Genomic DNA, 15,642 nt, shown 5'->3' on the forward strand with positions numbered 1-15,642 from the left:
TGATTCAGTTAATCTTTGATTTGATGCGCCAAGGTGTTGGATAGAGGTTATTGGAACGGTTGCCGATGTTCTTGACGAAGCCGAGTGGACGGTCTCGGTGGGTGAGCAGGATGAATCCGCGCGGAGTGCCGTCAGGAAGTGTGATGGCATCACCAGAAAGATGGGAAATGGCTGTCTGACTGTCGATTTCTACTGTAGGGAAGGCATCTTTACGCAGACAAGGTGATAATGCCAGTGATTGCGAAGGGATGAGGTCGCGGCCTTTGACATTGCCCATAAGTATTCCTTCGTGGATGACATCAAGCTCTTTTTTTATTTTTCGGAGAGTGTCGGCATGCAGACTTGGAAAAGCATTGATGCGGTCCTCATCAGCATATATTTCCATCTCTGCGGCGGCTTCGTCTGTCAGCCATGATTTGGCAGACGTGAGCTGCGGTGTGGATTTGGCGTTTTTTGTCTTGTTTTTGCCTTTCTGTCTTTCACAGCGCATTTCGCCGGGCTTGCGGAGTATTGCGACAAAAAGTCCCTCGCCGCGAAGACGATGTGGCATAAAACGGTAGCAGTTTGCATCTGTACCTATTCCGCCGGCTATCCCCCATTCGGGGGCAATGTCAATAGCGATGCTTTCAGCTCCGAACTCATTGATGATTCTTTCGACCATTTCTTCATTCTCGCTGCGGTTGAAGGTGCATGTGCTGTAAATCATGATTCCGCCCGGTTTCAGGGATGACCAAAGATTGTTGACTATATCCCATTGGCGTTCGGTGCATTCGTGGATCAGACCTGCCGACCATTGCGATATGGCATCGGCATCTTTTCTCATCATACCTTCTCCCGAACATGGGACATCGGCTACGATGAGGTCGAAAGTATCTTTGAGACGGCGGAATGCAGCTGTGTCTCCCGGGTTACGACACACGACGGATAGGACCATTTTATAAGATTCTCACGCAGCACAGCAGCCCGCGAGGGAACATATTCATTTGCCACCACCAGTGAGCCGGCCGGTAGTGAGTCAATGACACCTGTCGTTTTGCCTCCGGGGGCAGCACACGAATCAAGGACGCGGACAGGAGAACCGGCATTACCGAACATTTTTTTCACAATGTAGCCGTGAAACATCGATGAAGCCTCCTGAACGTAGTAGCATCCCTGATGTAAGGCAGGGTCAAATGTGAATCGCGGGCGTTGGTCAAGATACAATCCGGCTTCACACCAAGGAATTCTGCTTCCTTTAAACAGGATATCTTCCTCGGTTACATTCTTGATGACGTTGAGCCTCACTGACGTGCATGGTTCACCTTCGGTGAGAGCAGCCTTTAGCTCGTCAAGACCAAGATCGGCAAGAATTGCAAGAAATTGTTCAGGTAGAATGCGTGAAGGCATAAGAACAGTGTTATTGGATAGCTTATTTTTTAAGTTTTACCAGTTGACGGCCTTCGTATGACTCGAATTTTTTAACCCATTCCTCTGAAATCGGCATTGATGTGTTGGTCTTTATATCGAATCCGGCCATGATGGTGCGACAGGAGCATTTGACCTGATGGTCAGGAACGGAATAGATGCGTTGTTCGAGGGTTATGCTTTTTTCGCCGATAGCCACGGCCGCTGTCTCGACTGCGATTTCCTCATTAAAAAATGTCGGGACACAGAAATTGGCGTTAATATTGACAATCACCACCCCCATCTTACGTATATCGACTTCCTTGTCGCCGTTGACGGCCTTGAAATAACGGGCTTTTGCAAGATCCATAAAGGTCAGGTAGACGCTGTTGTTGAGATGGCCAAGCATATCAATGTCATTGAATCTCATCTGGAGAGGCATGTGGTGTCGGAATGTCTCGATACCTGCTTCACATCGGTTTGTGCTCATTGTTATGATTAATGAAATTAGTGAAACTGAACATCATTGATAACATCGGCACCTACCATACGGTTGATAGCCGATATAAGTCTGTCGCGATTGAAGGAGAGTTCGTTTTTGAGAGGTGCTGAAGTCATGTAGACATGGAGCACGCCATGATCCACGAAACGGCGTGTGGTATAGCGGTTTATTGACGGCCCAACAACGTCGACCCACGCAGCAGCCGCACGCTGTTCGTTGAGAGAATCGGTCAGACCTGCGCGTGCCATAGCTTCGTCGATTATTCCGGCTATATGTTTGGGATAGGTACGTTTCATGATTCTGTCGGGGTGAAAATACCGTTTTCGACACTCCACATGCGGTAGTCGCCGCCTGTGCGGTGCATTATTTCGTCGAGATGTGTGCGGTTGGTATCGGTTATGAATATCTGGCCGAATGAATCGGAGGTGACAAGTTCCATTATCCGTTCGACACGCGAGGCATCGAGTTTGTCGAATATGTCGTCGAGCAGTAATATTGGGCGCATACCTGTTGCAGAATGGAGGAAATCGTATTGTGCGAGGCGCAAAGCTATGGTGAATGTCTTGCATTGCCCCTGTGAACCTATTCGTCTCATAGGCATTCCTTCAAGTTCCATGCCTATATCGTCGCGGTGAATGCCGACCGAGGTGTGTTTCACAATCTCGTCATGCCGGCGTGCTTCGTCAAGAAGTGTCTGCATTGTCGCACCCTCACGGTTAAGTCCGCTCTGATAACTGAGCGTCACAGTCTCTGAGCTTCCGGCGATTGCCTTGTAGTAACGGTCGAAAATTTCGGTCAGGGCGGCTATACGTTCTCTGCGCACCTCATGGATATAGCTTGCCGACATGTCCATGACTATCTCGACGGCAGCGTAGAGATTGGCATCTACCACGCCTTCACGCAAGAGTTTATTGCGTTGTTCGAGAGCGCGGGTATATCGGATAAGATTGTCAAGATATATCGGGTCGCTCTGCGAGATTACAACATCCATCCAGTGACGGCGTTCCTCTCCGCTTTCGCGTATAAGGTCAATATCCTGTGGTGCTACCATCACGAGAGGAAAGCAGCCTATGTGTGAGCTAAGGCGGTCATATTCTTTCCCTCCGCGTTTGAGGGTCTTCCGACGCGATGAGGAGAGTCCGAGGACCAGTTCTTCGTCAATGCCTTTGCGGACGTAGCGCCCGCGCGCGATTGCAAAATCTTCATCACGTCTGATAAGCATTTTATCAGGCACTCGCGAAAAGCTTTTGCAGAAGCTGAGAAAATATATGGCATCGAGCATGTTGCTTTTGCCCATGCCGTTGTTGCCAAGAAAACAGTTGACTTTACCCGAAAACTCCAGCCGGGCTTCAGGTATGTTCTTAAAATTGGTAAGTGATAGTTCCTCCAGCCTCATATTGCTACAAAAATACTCATTTTCCGCGTGACGGATATAAAAATAGAACCTAAAAATTCAGAAATAACAAAAATTACAGATTTACAGTCCGCTTTTATTTATTACGGAAGTAAATCTGTAATTTTTGTATCTCAAATATGGATATTTAATAATTAGCTATGTGAGTTGATTATTTCCCGTTGACGATTTCCATGATTATTTTGGGAAGGTCTGTGTTATCGTTGAATGATGCGAATTTCTCAGCTCCCACGCCGACTGCGTAGACAGGTACGAGTCCTCCGCTGTGGCCATTGGTGGTCCATCCGAGACCGGTAAAGCTGTCGAGCACTCTGAACACCTTGACTGTGAATTCGTCAAAATTCTTGTAGAGCGTTTTCTGGTCAGATCCGCTTTGGTTGAGAATGCAGCGTTCGAAATCCTCCTTTAACATGGCGGTCTGTTCAGGTGTGACAGGGACATGTGACCAGAATCCGAGTTTATCTTTGAGGAATTCTTCCATGTCGTCCCAACGGTAGGCACGGCGACTGCGGGCGAGACTTCGGCAATAGTCAGAAAATTCATCCTTTGAAATCTTCTGATAGTCGTAGTAGTTGAGATGGAGGTCATAGCCGACGGCATTGTTTCCGAGCCCATACCGCCTGTCTCATGGTCGGCAGTCACGACTATAAGAGTCTCGTCGGGGTGAGCGAGATAGAAATCGTAGGCAATTTTGAGAGCCTCTTGAAAATTAAGCACTTCCTTAATGATTGTCCCGCCGTCGTTGGCATGTCCGGCATGATCGATATTACCGCCTTCGACCATCATGAAGAAGCGGTCACGGCCGTTGCGTTCGAGATGCTTTATGCAAGCTTCGGTCATTGCCGGGAGAGTGAGTGCGCCGGGAATGGAGTCGATGGTATAACCTATGTTTGAAGTACGGTCTTCGAATGGAGAAAGCATGAGTACACGGCGTGAAGTGATTGTGTCGAATCCCTCAGTCCCACGGATGACACGGACATTGTTTTCAGCAAATATGTCCATGAGATCTGTTTTTTCACCGGTCTTTTTGTTTTTTATTCCACGAAGATTCGAACCTCCGATAAAATCATATCCGCATGAGGCGGCATCCTTTCCGATTTCATAGTACATTGAACGTGATGGGACATGCGTATAGAATGCTCCCGGCGTTGCGTCATCGGGATAGACTGAGGTGACAAGACCTATTCCATATCCGTCATCGAAAAGAGTCTTGGCAATAGAGGTGACAGAAGTGGAGTCAGGGGTCATTCCGAGCATTCCGTTGTTTGTTTTATTGCCTGTTGCAAGAGCAGTTCCGGCAGCTGCGGAATCAGTGACAGGTGAGGATGCCGAAAATGTTGTAGATACGGCTGAGACAGGGAATTGCATCATCAGCAGATGGTCGTTATTGCCGAGTACGGTGCGGTTGTAGGCTTCCGCTCCCATCACCTGTCCCATACCCATGCCGTCACCGATATAGTAGAATATGTATTTCGGTGAGTTGGCGAACAGTGAACCTGCGACGAGAACTGACGCAAGGGCTGAAATAAATCTGTGTTTCATCAGTCGGTAATGATTAAATTTAAATATTGTTGAATTTTAGAATTTCGTCAATCGGATGGCGGGAATTTGACAGCCGTGGCACTTTGCGCTGGCCTCCGAGCTTGCCTGTCGAAGCAAGCCATGCCTCGAACACCCCGGGTCGGCCTTTAACAACTGTCAGCGGATCAAGAAATATGCCGTGGCTACGTTTGGCCTCATAATCGCTGTTCTCATGTTGCAAGGCAATATCGAGTTTTGACGCGAACTCATTCATTGACACGGGTTCGCGGTTGAATTCAATGAGCCATTCGTGCCGTCCGCGTGAATGGTCTGAGGCATAGACCGGAGCTGCCGTATAGTTTGCAATATCGCAGTCAAGTTCCCGGCACACTTTAGTCAGAGCCGCCTCTGCATTCTGTACCATAAGTTCCTCACCAAATGCGTTGATATAGCTTTTGGTGCGTCCTGAGATAGTGATTTTAAGAGGATTGGCCGATTCTATTCTGACGGTATCGCCTATCGGATAGCGCCATAGGCCGTTGCATGAACTGATGACCATTGCATAGTTCTCACCTTCCTCAACCTCCCATGACGGTATGATTTCGGGCCGGTCGCTTTCGGCATCGTCGACATGGATAAATTCAAAGAACGTCCCGCAATCGAGCAATAAGAGGAGCGATGGGTCGTCGATGGCATTCTGAAGTGCAAAGAAGCCCTCCGAGGCGTTGTAACATTCAAGATACCTCATCTTCGGAGATGTGATGTGGCTATATTGCTCATGATACGGTCCCATTGAGATGCCTCCGTGAAAAAAGACTTCGAGATTCGGCCAGACATCATGGATGCTTGAGACACCTTCCTGTGCGATAATCTGTTTCAGGACTGTGAGAAACCACGACGGGACTCCGGATATGTTAGTTATGTTCTTGGCCGCCGCAGCTTTGACCAAAGCGGGGAGTTTTACGGACCAGTCTTCGAGAAGCGCCACCTGCTTCGACGGAATACGGAATAGGTTGGCGACAGGATTTATATTGTCAATGAGGTTGGCTGAAAGATCACCGACTTTTACACCCGCTCTGAGATTAAGCTCGTTGGCAAAACTGCCGCCGAGAATGAAACTCTTACCTGAAAATATGCGGCTGTCGGGGTAGAGACTGAGATAATGAGCCACCACGTCTGCTCCGCCTTTGTAGTGCGATCTTGCAAATGACTCACGTGTTACCGGGATATATTTGCTTTTTCCGTCGGATGTGCCGGATGATTGTGCGAAATTGCGGGTCGTTCCGGGCCATAAGACATCTTTCTCTCCCTCGATCATTCTCATAATCCAAGGACGTAGCTCCGAATAGGGGACAGTTGCCGGCAATGCCGTACGGTACTCGTCGTATGTTCTCACTTCAGAGAGTCCCTTCCCGGCTGCCCACTTTGTTTTTCTTAGGGAGCTTAGCAGCCGTTCAAGTTCTGATAGCTGTACCTCCCGCGTGTGGCCTGTCCATGACCGGGAAGCGTTGACACGCCTGCCAAACAGCGCACGTGCAAAGGGTGTGAAGTCCATTTCGTGAGTTTTTATCGTTAAGGATTGATAGATTAGTGGCCGGTTTGGTATTCGTCTGCAGTAAGACTAAAGTTCGTCGGGATGTTTCCGATAATATTCCTTCAGCAACGGCCCTATGTTGAAATAAAATCCGCCTTTAGGCTTACCTTCTGAGTCTTTGACCGTTATATATTCGTATGACGGATCGTAGAACACGTGGTCAGCGACAGTATAGTCCATCATGTTGAGCAATACATATTCGTGTTGAGGTTCTATGACATACCATGCGTTTTCTTCATCCTCGCCTGTTCCGGTCGACACGATGGCCATAAGGAGATAGTTGAGTTTATATTGCCATATATTTGCAAGATTGGTTTTGCCTTTTTCGCGGAGAGCGTTTATTAGCATCACCATTTCTCCGAGATTGAATGGATTGTCGGCGAGAGCCTTTTCGGCATAAGCTATCACAGAGTCGCACTCCTGACGTGTGAGTTTTGATGAACGGTTAAGTACGTTGTAGTGTATGTCGCGCTGCGATGAGCGATACGGGTTGTAATCTTCCTGAAAAATGTAGCCGAGATAAAGGTGACGGTATTTGTCAATCTTCATCAGCGTGTCGTTGCGTTGGAACTCCTGCATGAGCCTTGGATAATAGTAGGGTGATTTAGTGTCGAGAGTTTCCATTCTTATTTTCTCAAGATCAGGCTTTTCGCGTTTGAGCTTGTTTATCTGGGCAGAAGCGCCTGTGATAAGGAATAGTGAGAATATGATTGAGATAAGAGTTCGCATATCGGAGAAACAGTTGTTGTTTGTTGGGAGAATTGGAGATTATTACTGATTGAGGATTGCCGCAAGCCAGAGGACTGAAGTCCCGACCATGCACATGGTGACCACGGCAGGAAGTCCTTTGGCACAAAGATAGTTTAAAAATTTGGAAGATGGAAATTCCATAATCCTTCCTGCCGGTGTACGGCTATATGCTATACCGCCGAGCGTCGCACCGGCTACCGCCCCTATAATCATCCATTCATGGGACATTGCCAGCCCTACGAACGTTCCTGCAAGAGCTGCTCCGGCTATATAGCCTACTCCCCGGCGCGATGATGTGATCTTTTTAGGCAGCATGTATTCGAGGCACATGACTATACCTGTGGATATTCCCCAGAATGCAAGAGGCGTAGCAGAAATATTGACTACCGTCAGTCCGATGCCGAGAAGACCGAGATATGTAGTTACACAAGCCAGACGGCTTGACATGAAAGTTAGTATTATTCCTGCTATCAGCAGAAGAATACACACCACTGTGATGGCTATTATAACAGTTGCGGCAGTTCCCATAAGGCGTATAGTTGAAATATGAGTGTAAGGGATTGATGATGTCATCATCCTTTCAGTTTTTTAACGTTGATTCTATGCTTATTGTTGCTTCTTTCAATTGCTATTGTTTAAAATTTGTTTGTTAAAGTAACGGTCTGATTTTTGCATGACAAGTATTTTTATGTAAATTTGTAGGTTGAAGGATAATTTTGTAAATCCGCTGCAATTTCTTTGGTTGATAAAAATGGATAGCAAGACCGACGATAGTTCTTTGTTGAGTCCCGGAACGGCTAAAAAACGTCTTGGGTCATATTTGCTGAAATACGGTGTGCCACTTGTTATTTCAGTTGGCTTGTGTTGGCTATTGTTTCATAACGAAGATATTAATCCATCTAAGATGTGGAACATTATCCGGCGTGATTGTGATTTCAGGTGGATTGTACTGAATATATTTTTCGGGATTATGGCTCAGGTTTTTCGTGCGGCCCGCTGGCAGATACAATTGCGTGCCCTCGGAATCCGTCCGTCTTTCTGGCAGTTGGTTCTGAGTATTCTCGGTACTTATTCCGTCAATCTTGTCTTTCCTCGTCTTGGTGAAGTATGGCGTACAGGTTATATAGCCAATAAGGAAAAAGCACCCTTCACGACTGTTTTCGGATCAATGGTCGCTGACCGTCTGGCTGATACGTTGGCTGTGTTCATTCTGCTCCTGCTTACTTTCATTCCGGCCGGAACACAGCTCAGATCCTATCTCAGTCAGGATGGAGGAATGCTGTCAAAACTCTTTGATCTTCTTGAATCTCCCGTGCTTTGGGGGCGCTGATTGCTACTCTTGTAGTCTGCGTATGGATTTTTGTCCGTTATCCCGAGCAGAAAATCATGATGAGAATCAAGGGGATATGGGCAGGTCTGTGGAAGGGCTTTGCTGTGATTGTGAAGATGCGCGGCAAGGGACTTTGGCTATGTTACACAATTTTGCTCTGGGGTTCGTATATCACGGCTCTATACTGTGCTTTCTTGTCTTTTCCGCTGACAGCCGAGATGATGGCGCGTTACGGAATTGCAGCCCTTGCGGTATGTTTCGTGTTTACAAGTATCTCGATGGGAGTGCCTTCAAACGGCGGTATCGGCCCTTATCAGTGGGCCATGATGTTTGGAATAACTCTTTTTTCAGGAGGCATTTCGGGGCTTACACGTGAATATGCCCTGACATTTGCAAATATGCTGATGGGAGTGCAGACTCTCGTGCTTATCATACAGGGATTGCTTACATTCGGATGTATTGCACTATCTAAACGACATAAATAATTGAAGATTAGGAATGAAATTTAACGATAGCGACAAGGATTATTTCCTGCATGACTTTTCAAAAGATAACGGAAGCGACGGCGGAAGTCCTGACACGTCCGGCCGGAACGTAATGGATGATTCAACCGATTCACGGTCGCCGGCTTTTGACTTCGGGGAAAATGCCGGCCATGATTACGAATCGATGTCGGTGAAGCCGCGCCGCCGTGGCAGACGCATATTGATATGGTTTTTCATCATAGTCATATGCGCGTTGGGGCTGACGGTATGGATAAGATATTTCGTCCCTTATGTGACCGAATCACAGACGACCGGTTTTGTCACGCTTGTGGAGAAAAGAGGCATTATATTCCATACGTTTGAAGGAGAGATGGTTAGCGAATCGCAACTTGCCGATACACAGCGTGTCTATTCCCGTGACGTATATTTCAGCATTCCCGATGACAATCTTGCACGCCGACTGCAGCAATATCAGGGTAGCGGTACGCCGGTCAAACTGACTTTCAAACGTTATTACGGCACTCTCCCTTGGCGTGGTGCCTCAAACAATATACTGGTTTCCTTTACTCCTGTGCAATGACACAGGCCACAGATATAACTAATACATTATCTAAAAAAGATTTTTCCATTGGATTATAGAATATTACCTCCCGACGGTTTCTTGGAAACCAGACTCAGTCTTCCGCTTTCAAAAAGCATGAGTAACCGAGCCTTGATAATCAACGCTCTTACTCCCGGAGCTGCAAAGCTTGAAAAAGTGGCTGAATGTGACGATACGGATGCCATGCGCGAGGCTTTGGACTCGCTTGACGCTGACGTGATAAATATAGGCGCAGCGGGGACTACAATGCGTTTTCTTACGGCTTATTTTGCTGCGAAGGAAGGTGTTGATTTAGTCCTTGACGGTAGCGAACGTATGCGCCACCGTCCGATTAAGGTGCTTGTCGAAGCGCTCCGCGCTCTTGGTGCCGACATTGACTATGCGGGCGAAGAAGGCTTCCCCCCTCTTCGTATCCGCGGACGCAGGCTGAAGGGTGGTGATCTGACGCTCGATTCGTCGGTAAGCTCGCAGTATATATCCGCGTTGCTGATGGTAGCGCCCACAATGACAGAAGGCTTGAAACTTACTTTTACCGGCGAGACCGTTTCGCGTCCATATATCCTCATGACGCTCAAGATGATGGAAGATGCTGGAGTTGAAAGCGAATTTTTTGACGGAGTTGTCACTGTCCGCCCTCAGTCATACCGTCCGTTTGATTTCATTATTGAAGGTGACTGGAGCGCTGCAGCTGCATGGTATGAAATAGAGGCTCTGTCGTCGGGGGCTGTGACGATAGATAATCTTTCGTGCGAATCCTGTCAGGGTGACCGAAAGCTTGCCGACATATTTGCACGTCTCGGAGTCGACACTCAATGGGAAGGTGAGGAAGGTGGCTCAGACCTTATACCATCTCCTGATCAGGATGCCAGACTCCGTGTCGATTTCTCTGATACTCCTGATCTTGCACAATATGTCATCGTGACATGTGTCATGCTCGGAATCCCGTTTCATTTCACAGGACTTTCAACACTTGCCATAAAGGAGACAGACCGCGTCAGTGCATTGAAAACCGAACTGGCTAAAATCGGGGTTTTCATTCAGCCTGAGGGGAACGATGTGGTGTCATGGGAAGGACAGCGCCGTCCGATTGACGCTCTGCCCGTGTTTGATACATACGATGACCATCGCATGGCTATGTGTCTCGCTCCTGTTTCGCTCTTCCTGCCCGGAATAATCATCAAGGATGTCGAGGTTGTCGCTAAATCTTATCCCGGATTCTGGGATGCACTCCGTGAAGCCGGATTTACGCTTCTTGACGGTGACGCACCGCTCCCCGATCCTGTGGAAGAATAAATAAAATCTGCTTTATTCCAATGACAGGCACTCTGATTATACTTGCCGTGACATTAGTCACAGGGCTGATACTGTATCTCACACATCGTCCCGACAAGGATGATGGAAGCAGTGAGGGCATAAATGAATCTTCCGCTGGGCCGGAGGAATGTTGCGGACTTCATGCCGTGTGCGAGAAAGGTCTTTCGGCAGACGGCACACCGGTTTATTATGACGATGAGGAACTTGATCGTTTCGCAGGCCGTCAGCCCGACGAATATTCCGATGAAGAGGAAGAGGAATTTCGTGAAGTGCTCTACACATTGCTTCCTGCCGACATCTATCCGTGGGGAGTGTCGCTCACTCAGCGCAACGTGGCTCTGCCCTCTTCTTTGCGGGACGAGTGGCTGCTCATGGTTGACGACGTTGTGAAAAATAATAATTTAAAAGCTTGATTGATAAGTGGAAATATTCGGCTATGACTTCTTTCGTAATGCCCTTGTCGGTATTCTGTTACTGAGTGTGGCATCGGCTGTTATAGGCACATATATAGTCACGCGACGTCTTGTGTCGATTTCTGGAGGTGTGACCCATGCCTGTTTCGGAGGACTTGGATTAGGTTATTTTATTGGCTGTAACCCTGTGGTCATGGCCGGAGTGTTTGCAGTGGCTTCATCGCTTGGTGTACAGTGGATGTCTAAGCGTCATCGTGTCCGCGAAGATTCGGCTATAGCTGTCGTGTGGGCTCTCGGCATGGCTTTGGGTACACTGTTCATATTCCTGACACCGGGTTATGTGCCTGAACTTAATGCTTTTCTTTTCGGTAATGTCCTGACTATCACGAGTGGCGATTTGTGGTCTTTTGGAATTTATACGGCTCTTCTGCTCATATTCTTTGCTTGTTTCTTCCGCAAGATTGTCGTATGTACCTTTGACCCGGATTTTGCCAGAGTCCGTCACCTGCCTGTCACTTTTATCACTACAGCGATGACTGTTTTTGTGGCTGTGTGCATTGTTCTGACCATACGTCTTGTCGGTGTGATGCTCCTCATGTCGATGCTTGCCCTGCCACAGATGATTTCAGAGACTTTCTGTCACAGATTCAAGTCGATGATGCTTCTTTCGATTGTAATATCGGTTGTCTGTTGTATTTCAGGCTTGTTGCTCGGGACTGTAATTGATGTGCCTTGTTCAGCACTCATAGTCCTGACAATGACCGCTGTCTATGTTGTGACACGTGTCTATGCTCTGTTGAGATTCAACTGACCGGCTGCTAACTTTTTTTGCTGCGAGATGTTTTATAAGAAATTATAAAACACTTCTCTGTTATGAAAAACGCACACAAATTCTGTATCATGCTCGCTTTAGGAGCTGGAGGCATATTGGCAGGAGCGCTTAGCGGCTGTGTCGGTATGTGGTTAGGCACGGATACGGATTGGAATTTTACTCAACCCGGAGGTTTCGGTGTTGATATCGGCGTGTCAACTCCTCCTATACATATCGGTGGCCCTGTCGGTGGGCCGGGATTTTTAGGTCCGGGCGGTCCACCACCACCTCCACCACCATATTTAAGGTAAAAAGGCTATTTTGCAATCCTCTTCATAACCATGTCACAGGGCTTCCGGATTTTCGGTAGTCCTGTGATTTTTGTATATGTCCGGGGAAATGATGAATGTATGTTTATTATATTTATTCGTTTATTTAAAATATAGTTTTATTCTTTGATTAATAATTTTAAGGATTAATTTGGAAATATATAACCTATATAGTATATTTGCGAACTAAAAGTAATATTTAAGGCAAATTGTCATTTTGTCTGTCTCAACAAGACTTTAAATCAGGTTTAGTTTATCTATAAGTCTATTTCCATGAAACAATTGATCGGGAGGCTTTTGCTCGTGCTATTTTTTTCATCGGTGACCATGTCGCTTTCAGCAAAAGACGATTTATTATATCTTTCAGGCCGAGTCAGAGATGCCATAACGAAGGCAGACCTGACAGATTCACATGTCCTTTTGTATGATTCTATGGGAAATTTAAGGGATTCTATTAAGGCAGACAGAGGGTCAAGATTTACGGGCGGCGAGGTAATAGCTATGGCTTATTTCGGATTTGCCGTGCCTCGTGTGGATTCGACTTATGTGTTTGATGTTGTTTGTCCCGGATATATGACTGAAACGATAAGTTATCGTGTGGAGAAAATAGGCAAGAGAGAAACTTCCCGCTCTCTTCCACCAATCTATCTCAAGCGCGAGCCTCGTAAGCTTGGCGAAGTGACGGTGACCGCCTCCAAAATTAAATTCTACAACAAGGGTGACACTTTGGTATTTAATGCGGATGCCTTCCAGCTTGCCGAAGGTTCTATGCTCGATGCGCTGATAGCACAGCTTCCGGGCGTGGAACTCAATGACAACGGACAGATTAAGGTTAACGGACAGTATGTAGAGTCACTGTTGCTCAACGGTAAGGAGTTTCTCGATGGCAACAATCAGCTCATGCTTGAAAATATAGGTGCATATACCGTCAAGAATATAGAGGTCTACGAAGGGCAGACAAAACTTGAGAAGTGGCGTGGCGATCCGGATGCAGAGAAGCATCTGACAATGGATGTCAAGCTTAAAAAAGAATACAATATCGGTCTCATACTCAATGCGCAGGGTGGATATGGAACTGAAGACCGCTACATGGGACGTCTGTTTGCCTCATGGTTCTTCCCTACTACCAAGCTGACTCTTATAGGAAATATAAACAACCTGAATGATAACCGAAAGCCGGGAAAGAGTGACACATGGACACCTGAAATGATGCCATCCGGCACACGGGAATATAAAATGGGCGCATTTAACTATGATTATGAGAATCCTGAGCAGACGCGCAGCTTCAACGGATATGTAAACGTGGAGGAAAATTCCACAGACAACCGCACTACTCTCGCACGCACAAATTTCCTTAGCGGAGGCAATACGTTTGACAATTCGTTCAGCCGTGGCAAAAACTGTCAGTTGAAAGTTGAAACCCGAAATTATTATAACAGTTTCACTGAAAAATTCTATTATGGGGGAATGCTTCTCGGACGCTACATAAAGCGTGAAAACAATTCGTCGTCGATTTCAGCCACTTTTGACAAAGAGCAGACCGACCTTACCTATAAAGCACTTGAAGCACTATATAGCGACGGCTCTCCAGAAAGACTTGACGCTGTGATCAACCGTTCAATAACCCGAAGTGATGGCAGCCGGCATGAGAGCGAGGTGCAATTCTATCCCACGTTCGAATATAAAATTCCACAGACCGATGACCGCCTGCGTTTTCAGGTCGGTGTGAAATACAAGGATGAAAAAGAGGAGCGCTGGCGGGACTACAACATCAACTATGGGGAAGATCCGAATCCGGCTGTCACACGCCGTCAGTATTTCGACAATTCACCTAACCAGACGTTTACGCTTGACGCTACGGCAGAATACAGGACATTCGTAAGCAAGGTGAATCTTGGCTTTACTTACAGCTACCGCTTCCTGAACCGAGACCGTGACTCATACATGTATGCTCTTGACCAGTTGACTGACATGGGAATCTACGGTACTCTGCCGGGGGGATATCTCGACTCGTTTGATCCTGATAACAGCTATACTTCCCGCCTTATTGAAAACAAGCATGATTTTAGCCCGGAGCTGGTGTTTCGCAGACCGTTACGCGAAAACACGCTGTTGGTTTGTGTGAATCCTACCATATCACTGCTGCATCAACATTTCGACTACTGGCGTGCAAACCGTTCGTATCTGGTCAGCAGAAGCTCGATGCTATACGCGGTGGGACGCTATTCAGCAAGGATCGATTTCTCTATGGATAGAAAACCGGGTAAAGACCGTCGGTCTTTTTACCGTCATCAGTTCATCTATGAATACAGGCTTGATACTAAGACTCCTGATCTTGTCCATCTGATTGACATCGTGAATGATTCCGATCCTCTTAACATATCTCTCGGCAATCCGGATCTGAAAAACGCCTATGTCCATAATCAGACACTGACATGGAACTATAAAGCTCACGACCATCCTGTCAACAATACATTGCTGCTTGGGTATGAACTGACCTCGCGTGCTCTTGTGCGCGGCTATACTTATGACACATCGACAGGTGTACGCCGTAACCGCACATATAATGTCGACGGAAACAATGTGTTTTCCGCACGCAATAACTTCAATCTTCAGTTCGGTGCGAAACAGGAGTTTATGCTGAGCTCATCGACAGACGGACAGATCATTAACTCTGCCGATATGATAGGTGTCAATCTTGAGGCACCCGAGGAGTCAAAGGTTTCTACGAGAGCACTGACTCAGGGGCTTAAGTTCGGATGGCAGATCGGCAAGCAGAGTTTGCAGTTTGGCGGGAAATATACCAACCGCCACACTACTTCGTCGCGCGAAGATTTCAACACTATCAACGCCAACCACTACAACTATGGAATTATAGGCCAGTTTATCCTGCCCGGAGGGTTCGGTATAAATACTGATTTCATGCTCTACACGCGCAGCGGTTACGGTGTCAGGGTACTGGATACGACAGATGCTATCTGGAATTTACGTATGACCTATACCCCCAAGGGTGGCAGATGGGTGTTTATGGTCGACGGTTTCGACATGCTTCGCCAGCTATCGAATGTCAATTATGCTGTCAATGCGCAGGGCCGCACGGTCTCTTACACCAATGCGCTTCCGCGCTACATTCTATTCTCTGTCCAGTATCGTATCAATAAGCAACCCAAAAAACGATAATCCGGGTTGACCGAA

Annotated in this window: 18 protein-coding genes; 8 read left to right on the top strand and 10 right to left on the bottom strand. The window is 47.1% G+C overall.

Going from position 1 to position 15,642, the window contains the following annotated elements; translation table 11 throughout:
- Positions 1 to 4: 4 nt before the first annotated feature.
- The 10 genes from E7747_RS17235 to E7747_RS05420 form a co-directional block, all read right to left on the bottom strand.
- Positions 5 to 934: a methyltransferase RsmF C-terminal domain-like protein gene (locus E7747_RS17235; protein WP_262710064.1), complete on the bottom strand. Its 930-nt coding sequence runs from the start codon at positions 932 to 934 to the stop codon at positions 5 to 7.
- Positions 853 to 1,386 carry a hypothetical protein gene (locus E7747_RS17240; RefSeq protein ID WP_262710065.1) on the bottom strand — a complete coding sequence of 178 codons (534 nt, stop codon included), beginning with the start codon at positions 1,384 to 1,386 and terminating at the stop codon, positions 853 to 855. The genes E7747_RS17235 and E7747_RS17240 overlap by 82 nt, the downstream gene beginning before the upstream one ends.
- A 22-nt stretch (positions 1,387 to 1,408) precedes the next feature.
- Positions 1,409 to 1,873 carry an acyl-CoA thioesterase gene (locus tag E7747_RS05385; RefSeq protein WP_136414580.1) on the bottom strand — a complete coding sequence of 155 codons (465 nt, stop codon included), beginning with the start codon at positions 1,871 to 1,873 and terminating at the stop codon, positions 1,409 to 1,411.
- A gap of 17 nt (positions 1,874 to 1,890) precedes the next feature.
- Complete coding sequence (locus tag E7747_RS05390; RefSeq protein ID WP_123613775.1) at positions 1,891 to 2,181, bottom strand: DUF721 domain-containing protein; 291 nt, start codon at positions 2,179 to 2,181, stop codon at positions 1,891 to 1,893.
- Positions 2,178 to 3,281 (bottom strand): DNA replication/repair protein RecF, encoded by a 1,104-nt coding sequence (gene recF / locus E7747_RS05395; RefSeq protein ID WP_136414582.1) that lies wholly within the window; start codon positions 3,279 to 3,281, stop codon positions 2,178 to 2,180. The genes E7747_RS05390 and recF overlap by 4 nt, the downstream gene beginning before the upstream one ends.
- Positions 3,282 to 3,450: 169 nt before the next feature.
- Positions 3,451 to 3,711, bottom strand: coding sequence for an alkaline phosphatase (locus E7747_RS05400; protein ID WP_168185240.1), 261 nt, complete (start codon positions 3,709 to 3,711; stop codon positions 3,451 to 3,453).
- Complete coding sequence (locus tag E7747_RS05405) at positions 3,705 to 4,841, bottom strand: alkaline phosphatase (RefSeq protein ID WP_136414586.1); 1,137 nt, start codon at positions 4,839 to 4,841, stop codon at positions 3,705 to 3,707. Before E7747_RS05405 ends, E7747_RS05400 begins: the two co-directional genes overlap by 7 nt.
- Positions 4,842 to 4,860: 19 nt before the next feature.
- On the bottom strand, positions 4,861 to 6,375 hold the full coding sequence (locus E7747_RS05410) for a GH3 auxin-responsive promoter family protein (protein ID WP_136414588.1): 1,515 nt from the start codon (positions 6,373 to 6,375) through the stop codon (positions 4,861 to 4,863).
- A gap of 66 nt (positions 6,376 to 6,441) precedes the next feature.
- Complete coding sequence (locus tag E7747_RS05415) at positions 6,442 to 7,143, bottom strand: DUF4919 domain-containing protein (RefSeq protein ID WP_123613771.1); 702 nt, start codon at positions 7,141 to 7,143, stop codon at positions 6,442 to 6,444.
- A 42-nt stretch (positions 7,144 to 7,185) separates the two neighbouring features.
- The gene (locus E7747_RS05420; RefSeq protein WP_136414590.1) at positions 7,186 to 7,740 is read right to left on the bottom strand and encodes a hypothetical protein; all 555 of its coding nucleotides are present in this window, start codon (positions 7,738 to 7,740) and stop codon (positions 7,186 to 7,188) included.
- A gap of 175 nt (positions 7,741 to 7,915) precedes the next feature.
- Between E7747_RS05420 and E7747_RS05425 the strand changes: the two genes are divergently transcribed.
- The 8 genes from E7747_RS05425 (at position 7,916) to E7747_RS05460 (ending at position 15,627) form a co-directional block, all read left to right on the top strand.
- A complete protein-coding gene (locus E7747_RS05425; RefSeq protein WP_136414591.1) occupies positions 7,916 to 8,494 on the top strand; it encodes a lysylphosphatidylglycerol synthase transmembrane domain-containing protein in 579 nt (192 codons plus the stop codon).
- Positions 8,495 to 8,550: 56 nt separating this feature from the next.
- Positions 8,551 to 8,979 carry a hypothetical protein gene (locus E7747_RS05430; protein ID WP_136414593.1) on the top strand — a complete coding sequence of 143 codons (429 nt, stop codon included), beginning with the start codon at positions 8,551 to 8,553 and terminating at the stop codon, positions 8,977 to 8,979.
- A gap of 13 nt (positions 8,980 to 8,992) precedes the next feature.
- Positions 8,993 to 9,559, top strand: coding sequence for a hypothetical protein (locus E7747_RS05435; RefSeq protein ID WP_136414595.1), 567 nt, complete (start codon positions 8,993 to 8,995; stop codon positions 9,557 to 9,559).
- 81 nt (positions 9,560 to 9,640) lie between these two features.
- On the top strand, positions 9,641 to 10,873 hold the full coding sequence (locus E7747_RS05440; RefSeq protein WP_287117554.1) for a 3-phosphoshikimate 1-carboxyvinyltransferase: 1,233 nt from the start codon (positions 9,641 to 9,643) through the stop codon (positions 10,871 to 10,873).
- A 20-nt stretch (positions 10,874 to 10,893) separates the two neighbouring features.
- Entirely contained in the window at positions 10,894 to 11,307 is a 414-nt protein-coding gene (locus E7747_RS05445; RefSeq protein ID WP_136414596.1) for a phospholipase, read from the top strand.
- Between the two features lie 7 nt (positions 11,308 to 11,314).
- Entirely contained in the window at positions 11,315 to 12,118 is an 804-nt protein-coding gene (locus tag E7747_RS05450; protein ID WP_136414598.1) for a metal ABC transporter permease, read from the top strand.
- 62 nt (positions 12,119 to 12,180) lie between these two features.
- The gene (locus tag E7747_RS05455) at positions 12,181 to 12,429 is read left to right on the top strand and encodes a hypothetical protein (RefSeq protein WP_136414600.1); all 249 of its coding nucleotides are present in this window, start codon (positions 12,181 to 12,183) and stop codon (positions 12,427 to 12,429) included.
- A 291-nt stretch (positions 12,430 to 12,720) separates the two neighbouring features.
- The gene (locus E7747_RS05460) at positions 12,721 to 15,627 is read left to right on the top strand and encodes an outer membrane beta-barrel protein (RefSeq protein WP_136414602.1); all 2,907 of its coding nucleotides are present in this window, start codon (positions 12,721 to 12,723) and stop codon (positions 15,625 to 15,627) included.
- Positions 15,628 to 15,642: the final 15 nt, after the last annotated feature.

The organism is Duncaniella dubosii (genome assembly GCF_004803915.1).
GTDB classification, from domain to species: Bacteria; Bacteroidota; Bacteroidia; order Bacteroidales; family Muribaculaceae; genus Duncaniella; species Duncaniella dubosii.

Bases quoted from the DNA above. Each gene is read 5' to 3' on its own strand.
- E7747_RS05425 (WP_136414591.1), top strand. From the start codon at position 7,916: ATGGATAGCAAGACCGACGATAGTTCTTTGTTGAGTCCCGGAACGGCT.
- E7747_RS05400 (WP_168185240.1), bottom strand. From the start codon at position 3,711: ATGTTAAAGGAGGATTTCGAACGCTGCATTCTCAACCAAAGCGGATCT.
- E7747_RS05405 (WP_136414586.1), bottom strand. From the start codon at position 4,841: ATGAAACACAGATTTATTTCAGCCCTTGCGTCAGTTCTCGTCGCAGGT.
- E7747_RS05430 (WP_136414593.1), top strand. From the start codon at position 8,551: ATGATGAGAATCAAGGGGATATGGGCAGGTCTGTGGAAGGGCTTTGCT.
- E7747_RS17235 (WP_262710064.1), bottom strand. From the start codon at position 934: ATGGTCCTATCCGTCGTGTGTCGTAACCCGGGAGACACAGCTGCATTC.
- E7747_RS05445 (WP_136414596.1), top strand. From the start codon at position 10,894: ATGACAGGCACTCTGATTATACTTGCCGTGACATTAGTCACAGGGCTG.
- E7747_RS05455 (WP_136414600.1), top strand. From the start codon at position 12,181: ATGAAAAACGCACACAAATTCTGTATCATGCTCGCTTTAGGAGCTGGA.
- E7747_RS05415 (WP_123613771.1), bottom strand. From the start codon at position 7,143: ATGCGAACTCTTATCTCAATCATATTCTCACTATTCCTTATCACAGGC.
- E7747_RS05420 (WP_136414590.1), bottom strand. From the start codon at position 7,740: ATGATGACATCATCAATCCCTTACACTCATATTTCAACTATACGCCTT.
- recF (WP_136414582.1), bottom strand. From the start codon at position 3,281: ATGAGGCTGGAGGAACTATCACTTACCAATTTTAAGAACATACCTGAA.
- E7747_RS05435 (WP_136414595.1), top strand. From the start codon at position 8,993: ATGAAATTTAACGATAGCGACAAGGATTATTTCCTGCATGACTTTTCA.
- E7747_RS05390 (WP_123613775.1), bottom strand. From the start codon at position 2,181: ATGAAACGTACCTATCCCAAACATATAGCCGGAATAATCGACGAAGCT.
- E7747_RS05385 (WP_136414580.1), bottom strand. From the start codon at position 1,873: ATGAGCACAAACCGATGTGAAGCAGGTATCGAGACATTCCGACACCAC.
- E7747_RS05460 (WP_136414602.1), top strand. From the start codon at position 12,721: ATGAAACAATTGATCGGGAGGCTTTTGCTCGTGCTATTTTTTTCATCG.
- E7747_RS17240 (WP_262710065.1), bottom strand. From the start codon at position 1,386: ATGCCTTCACGCATTCTACCTGAACAATTTCTTGCAATTCTTGCCGAT.
- E7747_RS05410 (WP_136414588.1), bottom strand. From the start codon at position 6,375: ATGGACTTCACACCCTTTGCACGTGCGCTGTTTGGCAGGCGTGTCAAC.